The organism is Oscillospiraceae bacterium (assembly GCA_015068525.1).
Lineage (GTDB): Bacteria > Bacillota > Clostridia > UMGS1840 > HGM11507 > SIG450.
Genome location: SVKJ01000002.1, coordinates 17110 through 36682 on the forward strand (window position 1 = coordinate 17110; position 19573 = coordinate 36682).

The 19573-nt window shown below is 33.1% G+C and carries 21 protein-coding genes and 2 tRNA genes; 10 read left to right on the forward strand and 13 right to left on the reverse strand.

The annotated features are described in order from the left end of the window. Nucleotides 1-258: 258 nt before the first annotated feature. Nucleotides 259-486: an HPr family phosphocarrier protein gene (locus tag E7419_00750; protein MBE7013718.1), complete on the reverse strand. Its 228-nt coding sequence runs from the start codon at nucleotides 484-486 to the stop codon at nucleotides 259-261. A 120-nt stretch (nucleotides 487-606) separates the two neighbouring features. Between E7419_00750 and mtaB the strand changes: the two genes are divergently transcribed. From mtaB to E7419_00770, 4 genes are all read left to right on the forward strand, one after another. After that, complete coding sequence (gene mtaB / locus E7419_00755) at nucleotides 607-1893, forward strand: tRNA (N(6)-L-threonylcarbamoyladenosine(37)-C(2))-methylthiotransferase MtaB (protein ID MBE7013719.1); 1287 nt, start codon at nucleotides 607-609, stop codon at nucleotides 1891-1893. 67 nt (nucleotides 1894-1960) lie between these two features. Continuing rightward, a complete protein-coding gene (locus E7419_00760; protein ID MBE7013720.1) occupies nucleotides 1961-2257 on the forward strand; it encodes a nucleotidyltransferase domain-containing protein in 297 nt (98 codons plus the stop codon). Next, a complete protein-coding gene (locus tag E7419_00765) occupies nucleotides 2247-2606 on the forward strand; it encodes a DUF86 domain-containing protein (GenBank protein ID MBE7013721.1) in 360 nt (119 codons plus the stop codon). The genes E7419_00760 and E7419_00765 overlap by 11 nt, the downstream gene beginning before the upstream one ends. Further along, nucleotides 2603-3040 carry a GatB/YqeY domain-containing protein gene (locus E7419_00770; GenBank protein ID MBE7013722.1) on the forward strand — a complete coding sequence of 146 codons (438 nt, stop codon included), beginning with the start codon at nucleotides 2603-2605 and terminating at the stop codon, nucleotides 3038-3040. Before E7419_00765 ends, E7419_00770 begins: the two co-directional genes overlap by 4 nt. Before the next feature lie 158 nt (nucleotides 3041-3198). Here the strand turns inward: E7419_00770 and E7419_00775 are convergent, their stop codons facing one another. Together E7419_00775 and E7419_00780 are read right to left on the reverse strand one after the other, a co-directional pair. Further along, complete coding sequence (locus tag E7419_00775; GenBank protein MBE7013723.1) at nucleotides 3199-3759, reverse strand: haloacid dehalogenase-like hydrolase; 561 nt, start codon at nucleotides 3757-3759, stop codon at nucleotides 3199-3201. A 56-nt stretch (nucleotides 3760-3815) separates the two neighbouring features. Next, nucleotides 3816-5405 carry a M23 family metallopeptidase gene (locus E7419_00780; protein MBE7013724.1) on the reverse strand — a complete coding sequence of 530 codons (1590 nt, stop codon included), beginning with the start codon at nucleotides 5403-5405 and terminating at the stop codon, nucleotides 3816-3818. A gap of 149 nt (nucleotides 5406-5554) precedes the next feature. Here E7419_00780 and yqfD point away from each other — a divergent pair, with 149 nt between their 5' ends. The 5 genes from yqfD to rlmB all read left to right on the forward strand — a co-directional run bounded on the left by yqfD (nucleotide 5555) and on the right by rlmB (nucleotide 9797). Next, the gene (gene yqfD, locus E7419_00785) at nucleotides 5555-6721 is read left to right on the forward strand and encodes a sporulation protein YqfD (protein ID MBE7013725.1); all 1167 of its coding nucleotides are present in this window, start codon (nucleotides 5555-5557) and stop codon (nucleotides 6719-6721) included. Between the two features lie 303 nt (nucleotides 6722-7024). Further along, nucleotides 7025-7975: a phosphate starvation-inducible protein PhoH gene (gene phoH / locus E7419_00790; protein ID MBE7013726.1), complete on the forward strand. Its 951-nt coding sequence runs from the start codon at nucleotides 7025-7027 to the stop codon at nucleotides 7973-7975. Continuing rightward, nucleotides 7972-8451, forward strand: coding sequence for an rRNA maturation RNase YbeY (gene ybeY, locus E7419_00795; GenBank protein MBE7013727.1), 480 nt, complete (start codon nucleotides 7972-7974; stop codon nucleotides 8449-8451). The genes phoH and ybeY overlap by 4 nt, the downstream gene beginning before the upstream one ends. Next, nucleotides 8448-8972, forward strand: coding sequence for a catalase (locus E7419_00800; GenBank protein MBE7013728.1), 525 nt, complete (start codon nucleotides 8448-8450; stop codon nucleotides 8970-8972). Before ybeY ends, E7419_00800 begins: the two co-directional genes overlap by 4 nt. A gap of 90 nt (nucleotides 8973-9062) precedes the next feature. Continuing rightward, complete coding sequence (gene rlmB, locus E7419_00805; protein MBE7013729.1) at nucleotides 9063-9797, forward strand: 23S rRNA (guanosine(2251)-2'-O)-methyltransferase RlmB; 735 nt, start codon at nucleotides 9063-9065, stop codon at nucleotides 9795-9797. A gap of 77 nt (nucleotides 9798-9874) precedes the next feature. Here the strand turns inward: rlmB and E7419_00810 are convergent, their stop codons facing one another. From E7419_00810 to E7419_00820, 3 genes are read right to left on the reverse strand one after another with little or no spacing between them, the layout of a single operon-like run. Continuing rightward, nucleotides 9875-10534, reverse strand: coding sequence for an HAD family hydrolase (locus E7419_00810; protein ID MBE7013730.1), 660 nt, complete (start codon nucleotides 10532-10534; stop codon nucleotides 9875-9877). A gap of 10 nt (nucleotides 10535-10544) precedes the next feature. Continuing rightward, entirely contained in the window at nucleotides 10545-11744 is a 1200-nt protein-coding gene (locus tag E7419_00815) for a DUF1887 family protein (GenBank protein ID MBE7013731.1), read from the reverse strand. Next, complete coding sequence (locus E7419_00820) at nucleotides 11741-13045, reverse strand: MATE family efflux transporter (protein MBE7013732.1); 1305 nt, start codon at nucleotides 13043-13045, stop codon at nucleotides 11741-11743. Before E7419_00820 ends, E7419_00815 begins: the two co-directional genes overlap by 4 nt. A gap of 188 nt (nucleotides 13046-13233) precedes the next feature. Here E7419_00820 and E7419_00825 point away from each other — a divergent pair, with 188 nt between their 5' ends. Next, nucleotides 13234-13893: a trimeric intracellular cation channel family protein gene (locus E7419_00825; protein ID MBE7013733.1), complete on the forward strand. Its 660-nt coding sequence runs from the start codon at nucleotides 13234-13236 to the stop codon at nucleotides 13891-13893. A gap of 45 nt (nucleotides 13894-13938) precedes the next feature. Here E7419_00825 and E7419_00830 read toward each other — a convergent pair. From E7419_00830 to E7419_00860, 7 genes are all read right to left on the reverse strand, one after another. Continuing rightward, nucleotides 13939-14025 (reverse strand) — tRNA-Leu (locus tag E7419_00830). A gap of 175 nt (nucleotides 14026-14200) precedes the next feature. Beyond that, a tRNA-Thr gene (locus tag E7419_00835) sits at nucleotides 14201-14276 on the reverse strand. 24 nt (nucleotides 14277-14300) lie between these two features. Then, nucleotides 14301-15644: a phosphoglucosamine mutase gene (locus E7419_00840; GenBank protein ID MBE7013734.1), complete on the reverse strand. Its 1344-nt coding sequence runs from the start codon at nucleotides 15642-15644 to the stop codon at nucleotides 14301-14303. Nucleotides 15645-15647: 3 nt separating this feature from the next. Further along, nucleotides 15648-16307: a UDP-N-acetylglucosamine pyrophosphorylase gene (locus E7419_00845; GenBank protein MBE7013735.1), complete on the reverse strand. Its 660-nt coding sequence runs from the start codon at nucleotides 16305-16307 to the stop codon at nucleotides 15648-15650. 249 nt (nucleotides 16308-16556) lie between these two features. Next, nucleotides 16557-17054, reverse strand: a complete 498-nt coding sequence (locus E7419_00850; GenBank protein ID MBE7013736.1) for a GNAT family N-acetyltransferase — start codon at nucleotides 17052-17054, stop codon at nucleotides 16557-16559. Nucleotides 17055-17063: 9 nt separating this feature from the next. Further along, nucleotides 17064-17981: an ornithine carbamoyltransferase gene (gene argF, locus E7419_00855; protein MBE7013737.1), complete on the reverse strand. Its 918-nt coding sequence runs from the start codon at nucleotides 17979-17981 to the stop codon at nucleotides 17064-17066. Further along, nucleotides 17981-19171 carry an aspartate aminotransferase family protein gene (locus E7419_00860; GenBank protein MBE7013738.1) on the reverse strand — a complete coding sequence of 397 codons (1191 nt, stop codon included), beginning with the start codon at nucleotides 19169-19171 and terminating at the stop codon, nucleotides 17981-17983. Before E7419_00860 ends, argF begins: the two co-directional genes overlap by 1 nt. Nucleotides 19172-19573: the final 402 nt, after the last annotated feature.

Genomic DNA, 19573 nt, shown 5'->3' on the forward strand with positions numbered 1-19573 from the left:
TTAAGACCAAACAGGCAGGAAAAATTGTTCAGATTGGACGAAAAAAAGGAACAAACTTTTTTAAGTTTGTTCCCGTAAGCCCGAAGGCGTATTAAGATACGTCGAGTGGTTTTTTTCGTTCAAAGTGCAAATGAGTAGATTCCATAAATTGCTTAATGCAATTTATACCTTTTACAGTAGGAGCAAGCCCCTGCGCTACAATTTATATCATAGTATTTATTCACCATTTGCACGTTCTGGACAATTTTTACGCCTGTTTTATGCTTCAAATGGTTTTAGTTCACTTATAAAATCATCGCACGCATCTGAGTGAATCTGCACCTTAATTTCTTTTGATAAATCAAGGGAGAATATACCCATAATTGACTTTGCGTCAACAACATATCTGTCAGAAACAAGGTCAACATCAAAGTCATACTTGCTTACTAAATTAACAAATTTTTTAACATCATTGATTGAACTAAGTAAAATTTTAACTTCTTTCATAATATAATACCTCCTAAATATTGTTAGCCGTCGGCTATACTTTGATGTTACAATATTTAGTTAATCAAGTCAATAGGAAAAGGTTAAATTTAACAGAAATTTAACAGAAAGGAAATTTTAATGAAAATTGGATTTTGCACATTAGGGTGCAAGGTTAATCAATATGAAACCGAAGCCATTAAAGAAATTTTTATAAATAACGGATGGGAAATCGCCGAATTTTCCGACATTTGCGATGCTTATGTTATAAACACCTGCACAGTCACTCATCTTAGTGACAGAAAATCAAGGCAGATGATAAGACGTGCATATACTAAAAACAAAAATGCCGTTATAGCCGTATTAGGCTGTTTTGCGCAGATGTCACCAAAAGAGGTTGAAAAAATCGAGGGTGTAAGTATAGTTATCGGCACAAAAAACAAATTAAAAGCATACGAACTTATATCTAAAAAAGCAAAAGAAAATATCGTTACTCCCGTTGACAAAGAAGATTATGAAGATATGGAAATAACCTTATTTGAATCCAAAACAAGGGCAATTATAAAAGCGCAGGACGGATGCAACAATTTTTGTTCCTACTGCATTATTCCCTATGCAAGAGGCAGAATAAGAAGCCGTAATCCTGAGAATATTTACAACGAGTGTTTAAGGTTATCTGAAAACGGTTTTTTGGAAATTGTACTTGCGGGGATTCACATTTGCTCTTACGGAAAAGATTTAGAAGATTATGACCTTTTAAAACTGCTTAAAAAAATTCACAAAATAGAGGGTATTAAAAGAATAAGATTAAGTTCAATTGAGCCTAATGCGTTTACTGACGAGTTTATATATGCATTAAAGGATTTACCGAAAGTATGCCACCATTTCCACATATCCTTGCAAAGCGGGTGTGACGAAACCTTAAAGAGAATGAACAGGAAATATGACTCATTATTTTATAAAAATATATGCAATAAAATATTAAAAGAATTTCCCGACAGTGCAATTACCACTGATTTAATAGTCGGTTTTCCCGGCGAAAGTGAAGAGGAATTTTCTAAAACAAAAGAGTTTATAAATTCAATTCCATTTTACCAGATTCATACTTTTAAATATTCCAAAAGAGAAGGAACAAAAGCCGCTTTAATGGAAAATCAGGTTTCCCCTGAAGTAAAAGACATAAGAAGCAAGGACATAATTAAAATATCACAAGAAAAGCAAAAAGCATTTGAAGAAAAACATCTGGGAAATGAAGTTGAAATTCTTATTGAAAGCATACAAAAAGACGGCTTTTTTATGGGCCATACAAAAAATTATCTGCCCGTATATGTAAAATCCTGCGATAATATTAAAGATAAAATAATAAAAGTTAAAATAACAAATTATGAGAATAATATTCTTGTAGGAAAGGCTTATGGGACTAAATAGCTATTGAATATTTTTATAAAATATGTTAATATATTACTGAAAATAAAAGTTTGGAAGGAGTTAAACTATGATTTACACACCCGAAGAAATAAAATCAAAAGTGAAAATGGTTGCTGATAAATTTGATATTGAAGAAATTCTTTTGTTCGGATCATATTTTGACCATATTCCAACCGAACAAAGTGATGTTGATTTATTAGTTAAATATGGGGAAAATTGTAATGGAATAGAACGAATTCAGTTTATGCTTGATTTAGAAGAAAAATTGCAAAAAAAAGTAGATGTAATTAATATTAAATTTGCTCCCGATTTTATATCCGGTCTTAATTTAAATGCTGAAGGGAGACTGATTTATGCAAAATAGAGAGATATCGTATTTAAAATCAATTATAAAGCATTGTCGGAATATTGAAGCAATTCATGCTGAATATGAATATTCTCACGAAAAGTATTACACAAGTCCCGGTTATCAGTATTCCATAAGTTTTTGTGTGGAACAAATCGGAGAACTGGTAGTTAAATTCCGCAATGAAGGTTATGCAGAAAATTATAAAAATATTCCATGGCATAAAATTGCGGGTATGCGAAACAGAATTGCACACGGTTATGACTCAATTGATTTAGATATGGTATATCACATCAGCGTAAATGATATTCCGCAACTTCTGAAAAATTGCGAAGAAATATTAAAAGAAAAGGATGAACAAATATGACTATTGAAATTTTAAGAGCTGACATGGTTAAAGCCATGAAAGAGAAAGACAAATTTTTAAAAGACGTTGTATCAAACCTGATTGCAGCGGTAAAAAAAGTTGCTATTGATGAGGGTGTAAGAGAAGATATAACAGAAGAACTTTGCGACAGAGTAATTTTAAAAGAATTAAAAACCGCAAAAGAACAAATTGACACCTGTCCTGACGAAAGAGTAGAATTAAAAAAAGAATATCAGGATAAATATGATATTATTTCCCGTTACGCTCCAAAACAGCTTACTGAAGAAGAAATAATAAAAATTATAACCGAAAAATTCTCAGAGGAAATTGCCTCAAAAAATAAAGGCATAATTATGAAAGCAGTTATGGGCGAACTTAAAGGCAAAGCAGACGGAAAACTTATAAATAAAGTTGTAGCAGACCTTACAAAGTAACTGGCAAGTTAAAATTTTCTACCATAATTATTCATTATAACAGTTTTATATGAAAAAGAGGGCAAAACCGCTGTATAGCATGGTTTTGCCTTCATTCATTCCTAATTCCTAATTCCTCATTACTAATTTAATAAAGTTTTGCATTTTTACTTAGTTTTTCATTTAAACTCCCACTTATAAATCCTGTCACCTTTTACCATAAAGGCATTCTCGGAAATTTCTGCTAAAGGTGTATCCGAATATGAATCGGAATAAAAATTTTCAATTTTTTCGTTTGACATTTCGTAAAATCTTCTTACCTTTTCTTTTCCGTGACAGTTAAGTCCGTCATATTTGCCTGTTAGTTTATCAACATTTGATGCAGATAAATATTTTATCCCCAACCTGTCAATCGCAGGTTTTAATAAAAAATACGGAGATGCAGAAATTATAATATCATCATCACATTTTATATCAAAATACCATTTTTTTATATTCTTTATATGTATCTTCCAGAACTTGTCTAAAAATAAATCAATATCCTTTATACTTTTAAAGAATATATAGAATTTTTCTTTAAATGCAGTTTTATCAACAATACCAAGCGCAAATTTTATAAAATGATAAGCTTGATAAGGAAGATATTTTAATATAGAAGGATAATTTTTTAAAGTAAAAAAGTAGAAATCCCTCGTTGAGTCCCCGCTGTAAATTGTGTTATCAAAATCATATACATTCATATTTTCTGTCCCCTAAAAATAGCGGTGTTTAAAATTTTTAAACACCGCCGTCTTTCTTAGTAAATATAATTTGCAGGATTAAGTGTTCTGCCGTTAAGTCTTATTTCAAAGTGAAGATGCGGTCCGGTAGAATTACCGGTGCTGCCGACTCTTCCTATCATTTCGCCTTTGGCAACTTTCTGCCCATTTGAAACGTTAATTGAACTTAAGTGTGCATAATAGGTTTCATAACCATTGCCATGGTTAATTTTTATAACCTTACCGTAACCTCCGCTCCATCCGGCAAACGAAACCGTTCCGCCGTCAGATGCGTATACGGGGCTTCCTGTAGACCCTGCAAGGTCAAGACCTGTATGGAATCCTCTGCTTCTTGACCCATAACGTGAAGTAATAAGCCCTGCAGCGAATGGATGCCTGAACTTACCTGTTGCCATATATCTTGGTCTTTCTTTAGTTCCGACTTTAACCTGCTTTGTTACAGGCTCTTTTAAAACTTTTTCTGCTATAGCCTGTTTTTCAGTAACAATTCCGTTTTCTTTATACACATCGTAATTAACTTCTTTTTCTCCGTACTCTCCGTCAGAGATAACAATTGTAATACCTGTATACTGGCTGGAATCTTTTACCTTATTTGTATCATAAGCAATTTTTTCAATCGCTGTAACCGCTTCCTTAGTTCTTACAGCAACTGCAGGAGTGGTATCCGAAACATTAAGTTTAGTACCAATCTGCAAACTTTCAGGAGTAAGTCCCGGATTCATTTCCATAACTTTTTTTGTGGTAGTCCCCGTCATCTCGGCAATTTCAGAAATAGTTTCTCCCTCTAAAACAACGTGAACCTTTATACCGCCCACAGGAGTTTTAAGAGCAGTAAGTGCATCCTGCTTTGATAAAACTGAAAGTGACGGCACTCTTGTTGCCACAACTTCGACATTTTTATTAAAAGAAACCTCAAGCGAATTTTCGGTTGTATATTCATTTTTGTAATCTTCTAATGCATTATTTGCATCTTCTTCAGTTTTAAGAGCGCAAATCATAACTCCTTCGGCAAATATGCCGTAAGCATCAACTCTTCCGTCATATACTGCACAAATAGAGTTTTTAGCACAAGAAACAGTCTGGAAGTTATCCTTGTTTGAAATAACAAATGATAATCTTACATCACCTATTTTTGCATTTTCTATAGATGCAAGGTCCTCTTTTGCATCACAAAAAGCAAGAAGTGCATCGCTTCTTGTTTCGGTAATCGCAACAACTTTACCGTCACATAAAACACTGTACCCGAAATTTAAGTTACTTCCGAAACACGATGCTATAACCATAAATGCCAAAACACAAACTGCAATCACATTAACCTTTTCGTATCCTAAAGAAGATACAAAATTTGCAAATCTGTCACTTCCTATGAAATTAAAAATGCTTTCTTTGATATTTTCAAAAAAAGAAATTACATCTTTCTTAACATTTTTAATGTCATACCCTTTTATTATATCAATTATATTAACAACTTTTGATTTAATATTATTAAACAGTTTATTTAATTTTCCCCTTAAGTTCAACTTATTTATCTTTGATAAGGCTTTATTATAAAACTCTTTCGTAACCCCCGTCACCTTATTCAAAGCGTTTTTCAGTTTACTTAACAAAAAACCACCTCGCTTATTATTACTGAACGATTACCTGATTGTTACAAAAATATTTCATAATGTCATTTTACTATATAATTTTAAAAAAATCAACCCCTTTTTGTCATTTTCACATAATTTTCACAGTATAATACTTTGAGGTGAGGTTTATGATGGGCAGAATATATAACTATTTTACGGGGTACGTAACAGTAAGAGTAAAGACAAACCAACCTGAAAGATTTTTAAACATAGCAGTTATAAATAATATATATTTATGGGATTTAAAAAAAATAAGCGAAAATGAAATGACATTCAATGTATCGCCAAAAGGATTTAAAAAATTAAGAAAAATCGTTTGGGATGTCAAATCAAAGGTTAAAATAATAAAGAAATCGGGATTTTTTATTTTGCGAAGAAAAATATCAGCAAAAAAAATTATATTTATAGGACTTATTCCCGCAACATTAATTATAATATTTTTAAGTTCTTTAATACTGGATATTAAGATAACGGGAAACGAAACAGTAAAAACTGAACTTATTTTAGAAAAACTTAGCGAAATTAACTTGCAAAAATTCAAGTTAAGAGGTAATATAGATAGTGAAAAGATATCCGTTAAACTGATAAACGATATTGACGAAATTTCATGGGTGGGAGTTTATGAGAAAGGAACGAAACTTCACATAGAAATAAAGGAAAGAGATATGCCTCCCGAAATGGTTAAAAAGGATATTCCCTGCCACATAATTGCGAGAAAAGACGGCATAATTAAAAAGATAAATGTTACAAACGGGGAAAAAATGGTAGCGGAAAATGAGGTTGTTACAAAAGGGCAACTGCTTGTATCGGGAATTATAAATACTCAGTTTGACGGGATTCGCTATGTTCATTCAATGGCAGAGGTAACTGCAAATACATGGTGGGAAAATTTTCTTTCGGTAAAATTATACGAATATAAAAAAAGTTATACAGGGAAGCAAACAAAAAAAGTATTTGTAAAGTTTTTAAATAATGAATTCGAGTTAACAAAAAAAGTTGTTCCCTACTATAACTATGACGAAACCCCAAAAAGATTTACCACATCACTATTTGAAATAAAAGCAGTAACCTATGACGAATATACCCTTGTAAAAACCACGATAACCGAAGAAGAAGCAATAAAAAGAGGCAAAGAAGCGCTATTATGCGAACTTTATAAAAACTTTGATAATAAAAAAGTTAAAGATACTCAGTTTGATATAACGGTAACAGACGAGGAAACAAGAAACATAAGAATACTTGCAAATATCTACGAAGATATCGGAAAACAAGTGGTAATAAAAAAGGAAGAATAAACAATTATATTTAAATTAGGAATTAGAAAAGAGGAATTAGGAATAAAGGAAATGCAATTATGCCATACGGCAATTGCATCACTGTATTTGCAACAATAAATGCCCTCCAAAACATAACACTAAAACAATGTTGATGGGTGTAATTCAAAATGAAATGAGAAACCGCAAAAGGCTGAATAGCATCTTTTGCGTACATTCATTCCTAATTCCTAAATCCTCATTCCTAATTAACAAATGTTCCTAATTGCACGAAACTCCGGATTATCACATACACTAAACTGTACTAAAGAGAGGAAAACACAGATGGCTGAAATAACAATTGATGCATATTCTTTAGAAGGAATAAGTAATCTTTTTGGGAATTGTGATTTTAATATACGGCTTATAGAAAAGGAATTTGATGTTAAAATCACAAACAGAGATACCTTAATTAAAATAGAGGGCGAAAATGCTTCGCTTGTTAAAACTCTCATTATTGAACTTCTTAATTTATCACAAAAAGGAGAAACAATTGACGAGCAGAAAATAAGAACTGTGTCTTATGCAATAAAGGATAACCAGACTGAGATGCTAAGAGAATTATCGGACGGGTGTATCTTAAATACTGCATCGGGAACTCCCATTAAACCTAAAACTTTAGGTCAGAAAAATTATGTTGAAGCGATAAAAAATAATATAATCACAGTAGGTGTCGGCCCTGCGGGTACAGGGAAAACCTACCTTGCTGTTGCAATGGCAGTTGTGGCTTTTAAGAAAAAGGAAATCAACAGAATAATTCTTACAAGGCCTGCGGTTGAGGCGGGCGAAAGTCTTGGATTTTTACCCGGAGATTTACAGGAAAAAGTTGACCCGTATTTAAGACCTCTTTATGATGCACTCTTTGAAATGCTTGGAGGCGAAAATTTCAGTGCTTATCAGGAAAAAGGTATGATAGAGGTTGCACCCCTTGCCTATATGAGAGGGCGTACTTTAGATAACAGTTTTATTATACTTGACGAAGCACAGAATACAACCAAAGAGCAGATGAAAATGTTCTTAACAAGAATAGGTTTTAATTCAAAAGCAGTAATAACAGGCGATATAACGCAAATTGACCTGCCAAACGGAAAAGTGTCAGGGCTTAAAGATGCAATAAGAATAATAAAAAATATAGAAGATATTTCGATATTTAACTTATCGGAAAAAGACGTTGTAAGGCACCCTTTAATCCAGAAGATTATTAAAGCGTACGAAAGGGCTGATTTAAAGAAATGACCTATGTCGATATAGATTATTCCGAAAATATTTTATTTAAAAAGACAAGTGAAGAAATCATAAGAAATATAATAAATAAGGTATGCGAAGTTGAAAATCTGCCTTTTGATACCTATGTGTCGGTTATTATAACCACAAAGGAAGAAATAAGAGAAATAAATAATCTTGAAAGAAATATAGACAAGCCTACAGATGTTCTTTCATTCCCTTATCTTACATTTGATAAAAATTATAAACTAAAAGATGAAATAGGAAAAAAAGATTATGACCCTGAATATAACGCAGTATGTTTAGGGGATATGGTTATCTGTGACGATAAGATAAAAGAACAGGCTAAAGAGTACGGTCATTCTTATGAAAGAGAACTTTCTTATCTTACCGTTCACTCAATGTACCATCTTTTAGGATATGACCACGAAGAAGAAAATATGAAAAAAGATATGCGTAAAAAAGAGGAGTATATTCTTACACTATGAAAGCGATAAAACATTTTTTAACTGTTACCAAACATAAACATCTTGTTTTTCTTAATGCGATAAAAGCAGGAATTCCTTTAAGGGGACTTTTGCACGATTTATCCAAATACTCTCCTTCAGAATTTTTAGTGGGTGCAAAATATTTTTTAGGAACAAGAAGTCCTAACGATATGGAGAGGAAAACTTACGGATATTCAAAAGCGTGGATGCATCACAAGGGAAGAAATAAGCATCATTTTGAATACTGGACTGATTATGAACCCGGAACGAAAATTTTAAAACCGGTTAAAATGCCTCTTATTTACGTAAAAGAAATGTTTTGCGACAGAGTGGCAGCAAGTAAAATATATTCTAAAGAAAAATATACAGATTCATCGCCTCTTGATTACTTTTTAAAAGGAAAAGATCACAGAACAATTCACCCTGAAACAAGTGAACTTTTGGAAAAACTTTTAATAATGCTAAAAGAAAAGGGCGAAGAAGAAACATTTAGGTATATAAGAACCCTCAAAGACTACTAAGTGATGTTAAAAACCTTAAAAAGTAGGGAACGACCTATGTGTCGTTCCGATTTTCAATCCCTTACAGAAAACGAAAGGAAATATTTAACAATGGATAAAATATACGGAAGAAACCCTGTATCTGAACTTATAAAAAACGGAAACGATATTGATAAAATATATGTAAATAAAGAACTTATTGACGGTTCTTTAAAATCAATTTTAAGATTGGCGCAGGAAAGAAAAATTATAGTATCCTACTGCACAAGAGAAAAACTTGACGAACTGTGCGAAACAACCAAGCATCAGGGAATTATGGCACAAATTCCTCAAACACAGTATGTGGAAATATCGGATATATTAGAATTAGCAAGAGAAAAGAACGAACCTCCTTTTATATTTGTGCTTGACGAAATAGAGGACCCACACAATTTAGGTGCAATAATAAGAACTGCCAATGTGTGCGGAGCGCATGGAGTAATTATCCCAAAAAGAAGAAGTGCAACGGTTAACGGAACGGTTGCAAAAGCATCTGCAGGTGCTGTAAGTTCTACTAAAATTGCAAGAGTAAATAATATAACAAATGCTATAAATGAGTTAAAGGAAAATAACGTGTGGGTTTATGGTATGGAGGCAGACGGAGATAAAATGTATTTCGAGCATGACCTTACAGGAAGTATTGCAATAGTTGTCGGCTCGGAAGGTTTTGGAATGAGTAATTTAGTGAGAAAATCCTGTGACTTTATTGTTAAAATCCCTGTAATGGGAACTGTAAACTCGCTTAACGCATCGGTTGCAACAGGAGTTGTTGCATTTGAAGCGTTAAGACAAAGGATTGAAAAATAGTACAAAATGCAAAATGAAGGAAGGCAAAATCATACCATACGGTGATTTTGCCCTCTTTTTTTATATATTTACATTACTCATTCCTGATTCCTAATTAAAAAAAGTTCCTCCGGTTTTTTTATAATTCTGTCAGCACCATATTTTAAAAGTTCTTCTTCGTCACGAAATCCCCATAATACACCAACAGTATAAATGCCTGCCCTCTTCCCTGTTTCCATGTCCGTAGATGTATCTCCGACATAGACACATTCCTCTTTTTTTACATTAAGAATTTTCATTATTTCATAAACACCATACGGATCAGGTTTTAAGGGAATATTTTCTCTTTGTCCGAAAATCAAGTCAAAATACCCTCTTCCAAACAGAGATTCTGTAACACTTACAGTTGCAAAGTGAGGCTTATTTGATAAAACGGCAATTTTTGCCCCTTCTTTTTTTATTTTATCAAGAGTATCTTTAAGCCCATCAAATATTGTTGTTAAATAAGTTGTATCTTTATTATATGCTTCATTGTAGTCTTTGAAAACCTTGTTAATCACCTTATTATCTTCAACTTTGTGATATTTTAACATTCTTTCTATTAAAGTTTTTGCACCGTTTCCTGCAAAATATTTATACTCTTCAACTGAAATTTCCTCAAACCCGTTCATTTTAAGCGCAAAATTTCCGTAATAAGCAATGGTTTTAATAGTATCAAGCAAAGTTCCGTCCAAATCAAAAATATATAACTTCTTCATAAAATCCCTTTTATTTTATCTTATTAATAAACGTTGTTTTAATTTCTGTCTTTGTTTTTGTATTAATATTATCAATAAGTGTTATATTCATATCTTTTGCTCTTTGTTTTAAATATTTAACACTTTCTTTGTCTGAACTTAAATATGTTGCAATAAGATATTTCTTCCCGTATTTTCCGCCGAATTTTTTAGCAACCGTATCAAGTTCATATAATGCCTCTTTATGAACTTCCCCGTTCTTACACGAAATAAATAAAGGAATTAAATCTCGCATTACCATAATGTCAACTTCATTCTTAGTATCTTTATTTTTAGGGTCTTTATCCGAATGAATTATTCCGTCCCAGTCAATATAAATACTCTGGTCAACATCATCGTAGTAACCGTTATTTTCCTCTTTTATTTCCATCAAAGTAAGATAAACGTATAGTTCCAGCACATTTCCTGCTTTTGTAAGACATTTTCTTATCTGAGAATTTTTATACTTAAAAGTTATGTAGTCTTCCCTTTTTTTATATTCGTAAATAAGTCCTTTTAACTTTAAATCCTTAACTATTCTTTCGTTTATATAAATATCTTCTTTTAAAACTATCCCTTTTTCAACATTTCCCATACTTTCTAAAAGTTCAAAAGCATTTACCTGCTTGTTCCAACTGCCACAATGAACTTTTAAAATATTCCACATTTTAAAAACGTCTTTTTTAAAATCTTCGCTAAATTCCCAGTTGACATCTTCTTTTTCATTTAAAATAACCGAGCATCCGTTAAGTTCCATCGCCTCATTTATCGTCATAAAGGAAGTTTCAGTGTTTAAAACATCAGAACACCCATAAACATTTATAAACTTTTCACTTCTTACATTAAACTGAAACATCGGAACATTCCTTGCATATGAAACTGCACCTGCAGCAGTAAGCACAAGTTCTTTCCCGCCTGTTAAATCAATGAAACAATCAGGATAGGTATCAACAATCTCATTTAATTTTTTAAAAACTAAGTCATACTCATAGTCTTCTATTCTTTCAAAAACTATTTCGGAAGTTACTCCTTTGCTTTCTAAAAAATTCTTTAAAGCAGTTGTTTTTTTATTAGACATTATATTTTTAAACCCGACAAACACAATCCTTTCAGGATTGAATTTAAGTCCCGCAATGGCATTTTCCACCTGACAAGCATCAAAAATTTCAATTAAAGTTTTAATCTTAATCACCTCAGTTTTTTAAAATAATTTATAATAAGCGGTATAGCAATTACAAACGAACAATAATCAGATACGCACTGGGCACACTGAAGCCCCGCTAACCCAAAGAAATAATTTAAAATAAATATTAACGGAATAAGGAAAAGCCCCTGCCTTGACGCCGCCATTAAAGACGCAGACAAAGTATTCCCTGTTGACTGAAACAGCATATTACACATTATAATTATCGAATTTAGAGGAAACGCTATACAATATGCTCTTAGCGTGAATGCTCCGATTTCTATAACTTTTATATCGTCCCTGAATAATGCAATTATCTCTTCTGAAAATACAAACCCTAAAACCGACATAACAGTCAAAAATACAAATGCCACCTTAACGCAGAACCAGAATGCTTTTCTGACCCTGTCATAGAGTTTCGCACCGTAGTTAAATCCAACCACAGGCTGAAATCCTTGCCCAAAACCAATAAGCGCAGAATTTGCAAACATTGAAACTCGTGTTACAACCGACATTCCCGCAATAACAGCATCTCCATAACCGCCTGCAACATGATTTAAAATCATTGTTGACAAACTTCCCAATCCCTGACGGACAAGTGACGGAAACCCACCTTTAAATATATTTAGTTCATAATAGATATTGGGCTTGAATTTCTTAATGGAAAGTTTTATATTACTCCCCTTTTTCATACCGTAAAGCAGTAAACTAAAACTTATTATCTGGCTTAACACAGTTGCAAGTGCTGCACCCTCAACACCCATATTAAAATAGAAAATAAATATCGGGTCAAGCACAACATTTACAACCGCCCCCAAAACAATTCCCGTCATAGCATAAACTGCACTGCCCTGAAACCTTAACTGATTGTTTAAAACAAAAGATGCCATCATAAACGGGGCGCCTGTTAAAATAATTTGCATATATGAAATTACATCGCCTAAAATTGTCGGCGTAGAACCCAAAAGTATTGCAAGAGGCTTAACAAATATAAGCCCTGTAACCGACAATAATATTCCTGCAAAAATAGCAGAAAAGAATCCTGTAGAAGCCATATATGATACAGTTTCCATATTCCTTTTTCCAAGTTCACGTGATATAAAATTTCCTGACCCATGACCAAAATAGAATCCTAATGCCTGAATAACTGCCATAAGCGAAAACACTACGCCCACTGCTGCCGTTGCTTCAGTTGAAATTTTACCAACAAAAAAAGTATCCGCCATATTATAAAAAGAAGTAACGAGCATACTAATAATAGTCGGCACCGAAAGTTTCATAATAAGTGGTTCTATATCCGATTCAGTCATAAGTAAAAATTTATCTTTATTGTCCAACTCAATACACCTCTGTATTTATAATTATATATTATTTGTATCATTTCTACAAGTATTATTCACTTTTTTGTCGTAAAAGTACATTATTGATAATTTTCAATAGTTTTTATATCATTGACTTTATTTTACATAAAGAATATAATATTAGGGAGGTGAATTTAATGAACGAATTTGTAATGCTTACTATGGAAATAATAGGAACAATCGCTTTTGCCGTATCAGGTGCTTTAGTTGCTATAAGTTTCAGTCTGGATATTTTCGGTGTTGCTTTTTTAGGTGTTATAACTGCAGTTGGCGGTGGAATGTTACGAGATTTACTTATAGGCAATCATCCTCCTAAAATATTTTCATTGTCTTACTTACTTATTATTGCACTTTTAACTGCAATTATTGTTTTTGTTATATCCTACATAAATAAGCATCGTTTTTTTGAATTTAAAGAAAAAATTGAGCGAATAAATAATTTTTTTGACGCAGTCGGTTTAGCCGCATTTACAGTTACAGGAACACAAATGGCTTGCACTGCAGGATTTTCAGATAAAGTTATTTTCGTTATATTTATGGGAATGTTAACAGGTGTAGGTGGAGGTATTTTCAGAGATGTACTTGTATCACAAACCCCGTACGTATTAAAAAAACATATATACGCCGTTGCATCAATCATAGGAAGCATACTATATTATGTTTTAAGTGTAACATTCGGCTTTGAATTTACAGGCACTCTTATTTCAATGCTTACAGTCATAGTTATAAGACTCCTCGCAGCAAAATACTTATGGAAATTACCAAAAATTAAAAACCCTGATATTACAGAGGCGTAAAATTATTTATATATAAAAAACGACAAGTTTAAACTTGTCGTTTTTTGGTGCACCTAAGGAGATTTGAACTCCTAAGCCGTTGCCGGCACACGGACCTGAACCGTGCGCGTCTGCCAATTCCGCCACAGGTGCTAATATTAAATTACAAACCTATTTATATTATAGCAGAAAAAATTTAATATGTAAATGATTATTTCTTATCCATTCACTGGAAATGACAATTTTAGAGAAGAACGAAGAGATAAAAGTGAATAGGTAAGAGTACAAAAAGAAACGACAACTTTCAGTAAAAATTGTCGTTTCTTTTTGGAGCTAGTGAGGGGAATCGAACCCCTGACCTATTGATTACGAATCAATTGCACTACCGACTGTGCTACACCAGCAATTAAGGATTGCTTTTTAAATCCTTAATTAGTATAACCTTTTTTTACTATTAAGTCAACTATTTCGTCAACAAATTTATTGCAAATCTCTTCTTTTTCCGCTTCCGCCATAACTCTTATAACAGGTTCAGTCCCGCTTTTTCTAAGAAGAATTCGTCCGTTATCTCCCAATTTTTCCTTTATATTGTTAATTGCATCTTCAATTTCTTTATCATTTAATACAATGTCTTTGTCACATACTCTCACATTTTTTGTTACCTGAGGATAAAAAGTCAAACCTGCAGAAAGTTTTGACGCCGGGAGTTTGCTTTCAATATATGCTTCCATCACTTTAATGGCAGTAATAAGCCCGTCGCCCGTCGATGCATATTTTGAGAAAATAATATGTCCTGATTGCTCTCCCCCTAAACAAAAACCTTCTTTTTGCATTGCTTCATAAACATATTTATCTCCTACATCGGTTTTTACATAAGATATATCCGCTTCGTCAAGTGCTTTATATAGCCCGAAGTTTGACATAATGGTTGTTACAACAGTATTCTTTAAAAGTTTGTCACGTTTTTTCATATATTTTGCATATAAATATATAATATGGTCGCCTGTTAATACTTCCCCTTGTTCATCGACTGCAAGGCATCTGTCGGCATCTCCGTCAAACGCAAACCCTATATCAAGATTATTTTCAACAACTAATTTTTGTAAATTTTCAATATGGGTAGAGCCACAATTAAGATTGATATTAAGACCATCAGGCTCATTACCTATAACATAAGTTTTAGCGCCAAGAGTATCAAAAATACTTTTGGCAAGCATCCATGTACTGCCGTTTGAACAGTCAAGACCTACTTTAATTCCTTTATATGATTTTGTCACTAATGAGATAAGATAACCTATATATCTGTTTCTTCCCTGTGCATAGTCAACCGTTCTTCCTATGTGAGCATCTTTTGCGTAAGGTAGTTCGTCAGTTTCGCAATCAAGATATTTTTCAATATCTAAAATTATAGACTCTGCCATCTTTTCTCCGCGACTGTTAATAAGTTTTATACCATTATCATAATACGGATTATGACTTGCAGAAATCATAATTCCACAGTCAAAATCCTCCGTTCTTGCTATATAAGATACAGACGGAGTTGTTGTAACGTGAAGAAGATAAGCATCTGCACCACTTGCAGTCAGCCCTGCAGAGAGTGCATATTCAAACATATAACTCGAACGCCTCGTATCCTTTCCTATTACTACCTTGCACTTATGCTCTTTTCCGTAATACCAGCCTAAATATCGCCCTATTTTAAACGCATGTTCTACTGTTAAATTGACGTTTGCCTCTCCTCTGAAACCGTCAGTTCCGAAATACTTTCCCATTATTTATTTCTCCTTTTTTATTATATTATCCTGACTTTTAAATATAGAGTCTTCTGACACAGTTCCTCTTACCATCGAAAGTGGATAAATGGTAGAATTTTTACCTATAATAGTTCCCGGGCATAGTACCGCGTGGCAACCAATCTCAACTTCATCTCCCACCATTGCCCCGAATTTTTTTAAATTTGTACTCTGCTTTGTTCCGCCAATTACAACCGAAACTAAAGTCTTGTCGCTTTTAACATTTGATGTAAGTGCACCTGCCCCGAAATGCGCCTTGTATCCTAATACCGAATCTCCAATATAATTATAATGAGGAATTTGCACATTATCAAAAATAATACTGTTCTTTACCTCAGTTGAGTTACCCACAACTGCACCCTTACCTATAATAACGCTCCCTCTGATAAATGCAGAGTGCCTGATTTCTGCATCTTCGTCTATTATTAAAGGCCCGTTAAGACTTGCAGTATCCGCTACTTTTGCAGTTTTTGCAATCCATATATCCTCTTTTATTTTTAAAAACTTGTCTTCACAAAGAGTTGCTCCCTTCTCTTTTATAAAATCTTTAATATCCCCTAAAATCTGCCAGGGGTACTCTTTTTTTAAAAGTAAATCTTTTGCTATCGTCTTTTCAAGATTAAATAATTCCATAGATTTCATATATTTTTACCTCCAACGTTACTATATTACCATTTAATCAGAAATTTTACAACATTTTCCAATTAATTAAATTATTAAAATAAGTTTAAGTTATTATATGTATAAAAAAACCACACTATACATCAAGCAATTTTTCCAAAATGGACGCAAAAGGGACAGACCCTAAAACGTCCTAAAAATGGACGCTATGGGGTCTGTCCCTTTTGCGTCCATTTGCTGATAAAAAAACAAGGCTTTTTGCCTTGTTTTTTATACGTCATATTCTTTTATTAAAAGCGCTCGTGCATAACCTTTATCTTTACTTACCTCATCGATATAAAATCCTCTGCCATAATAAAACCTTACCAGTGTAAAGAACTTCGCGGCGGTGTGAAGCATAAGTTTTTTCACTTTATGTTCTCTCATTACTTTGTCAACAACGCTCATTAAAGTTTTCCCAACACCGTTATTCTGGTTTGAAATTCTTACACCGAAACGGCTTAAATAAGCAGTATTATCGTCATTTATTTTAACACGTACGCTACCGACAGGCTCGCCGTCAATAAATGCAACAAACACATACTTTTCTTTAATATCTTTTTTTATATCGTCGCAAGTTTCATTTAATGCTTCAATGCTTTCCAAACCCGCTTCTTTAATATACTTTAAAAATGCATCTTTAGTTATTTCCTGAATATACGGAATATCGTTTTCGGTTGCCATTCTGACACTGAAACCGTACAATTTTTCTCCTTTTATATGTGCCATAATTTACCTCTATTTCATAAGTAATGTCATAACTGCTTTTTGAACGTGAAGTCTGTTTTCGGCCTCGTCAAATACTCTTGACCATTTTCCGTCAATCACGCCTTCAGACACCTCGTAGCCTCTGTAAGCAGGAAGACAATGTAAAAAGATTGCATCATCTTTTGCATAAGACATCAGTTTTTCATTAACTTGGAATCCGTCAAACTTTTTAACCTTTTCTTCTTTTTCGCTTTCCTGACCCATACTTACCCATGTATCAGTATAAACGGAATCAGCACCCGATACTGCTTTTTCAGGATCATTTGTAAATTCTAACTGTGCGCCTGTTTTCTTAGCCATAGAAAGTGCTGTTTCAACAACTTCAGCGTTACATTCAAAGCCTTTCGGTGTCGCAACTGACATATTCATTCCCGATAAAGCCGCTGCATATAAAAGAGAATGGGTAACGTTATTTCCGTCTCCGACATAAGTAAGTTTTAACCCTTCAAGTTTCTTCTTTTCTTCATATATTGTAAGAAAATCTGCAAGTGCCTGACAAGGATGAGTAAGATCAGTAAGACCATTTATAATTGGAATAGTTCCATATTTTGCAAGGTCTTCAACATCTGACTGCTTAAATGTTCTGATCATAATTCCGTCAATAAATCGTGACATAACATTAGCAGTATCGTATATAGTTTCTCCTCTTCCGAGTTGAATGTCATTAGAACTTAAAAACAGTGCATGACCGCCTAACTGATACATCCCAACCTCAAAAGAAACTCTTGTTCTTGTGGAAGATTTTGAAAAAATCATACCAAGAGTTTTGCCTTTTAAGTGATGATGCACTATCCCTTTTTTATTTTCGTCTTTTAACTTAATTGAAAGTTTTAATATATCGTTAAAGTCATCAGTTGTAATATCTTTTAATGTAATTAAATGCTTCATTATAGTCCTCCAAGTATATTTTTAAATACTTTTATAAATAAATCAATGTCTTCTTTTGTAACGATTAAAGGCGGTAACAGTCTTAATACACTGTCCCCTACCGAACCTACTAAAATTTTATTATCAAAGAGTTTTTTAAATACTTCTTTTCCACAAGGCTTATCAAATTCAATGCCTATCATAAGCCCTTTTCCTCTGACCTCTTTAATAACAGGATATTCTTCTTTTAATTCGTTCAGTTTTTCAAAGAAATATTTTGATGCCTTATTTGAACGATAAAGCACGTAATTTTCCATAAGTTCAGATATAACGCAAAGCCCTGCTGCACAAGCAAGAGGATTGCCTCCAAATGTTGTCCCATGGTCGCCAGGCTCAAAAGATGAGAATTTATCTTTTGCAAGAACTGCACCGATTGGAACTCCTCCGCCTAATCCCTTTGCAAGAGTGATAACATCAGGTTCAACTCCGTATGCCTGATAGCCGAATATTGTTCCAAGCCTTCCGATTCCTGTCTGCACCTCATCAAATATTAGAATAATTTCCTTTTTGTCACAAATTTCTCTTACCTTTTTAACGTAATCGACATCAAGCGGGTGAACTCCGCTTTCCCCCTGAATTAACTCTAACATTATAGCGGCTGTATTATCTGTAATTTTAGATTCTAAATCTGAAATATCATTTATATCGGCATATACAAATTTTTCGGTAAGAGGTGCAAATGGTTTTTGATATTTTTCCTGACCTGTGGCAGAAATTGTAGTAATCGTTCTACCATGGAAAGAATTTTTAAGGGTTATAATTTCGCTCTTTTGCTCATCCTTTTTATAAAAATACTTTCTTGCAAGTTTAATTGCCCCTTCATTAGCCTCTGCTCCGGAATTACAGAAAAATGCTTTGTCAAAACAAGATGCTTCACATAGCACCTGTGCCAGTTTTGCCTGATTTTCTATGTAATATAAACTCGATGTGTGAATAACTGCTTTGGCTTGTTTGGAAATAGTTTTAACAAGAGGTTTATAATTATGACCAAGGGATGAAACTGCAATCCCACCCATAAAATCATAATATTTTTCCCCATCTGTAGAATAAAGGTTGATTCCATTACCCTTTTCAAACGCAACAGGAAGTCTGTCACCAAAGGTATTCATATAATATTTTTTGTCAAGTGTAATTATATCATCAAGTAACATTTTTAAAGCCTCTTTTCCATTTTCAATAAATCATTTATAATTATAAATCACTTTGCATAAAAATTCAATACTTTTTTTAAAAAAAAGAATATTTTTTTTATTTAGAAGAAAAATAAAAATGTAAAATATTTAAAAGGGGAGAATAAAATGGGTAAGATATCAAAAAACTCTGAAAGCAGATACTTTAGCGAACTTGACAGTTTGGGAAATAAACTTATAGATATTGAGGGCCTGACAAAACGAAAAGATGTATGGACATCTCCCGAAAGCTTAAAAAGAATAGGCGAAAAGGATAATATTCTGTAAATTTATGCATATAATGGACGCAAAAGGGACAGACCCCATTCCGTCCATTTTTTGGACGTTTTAGGGTCTGTCCCTTTTGCGTCCATTTATAAATAA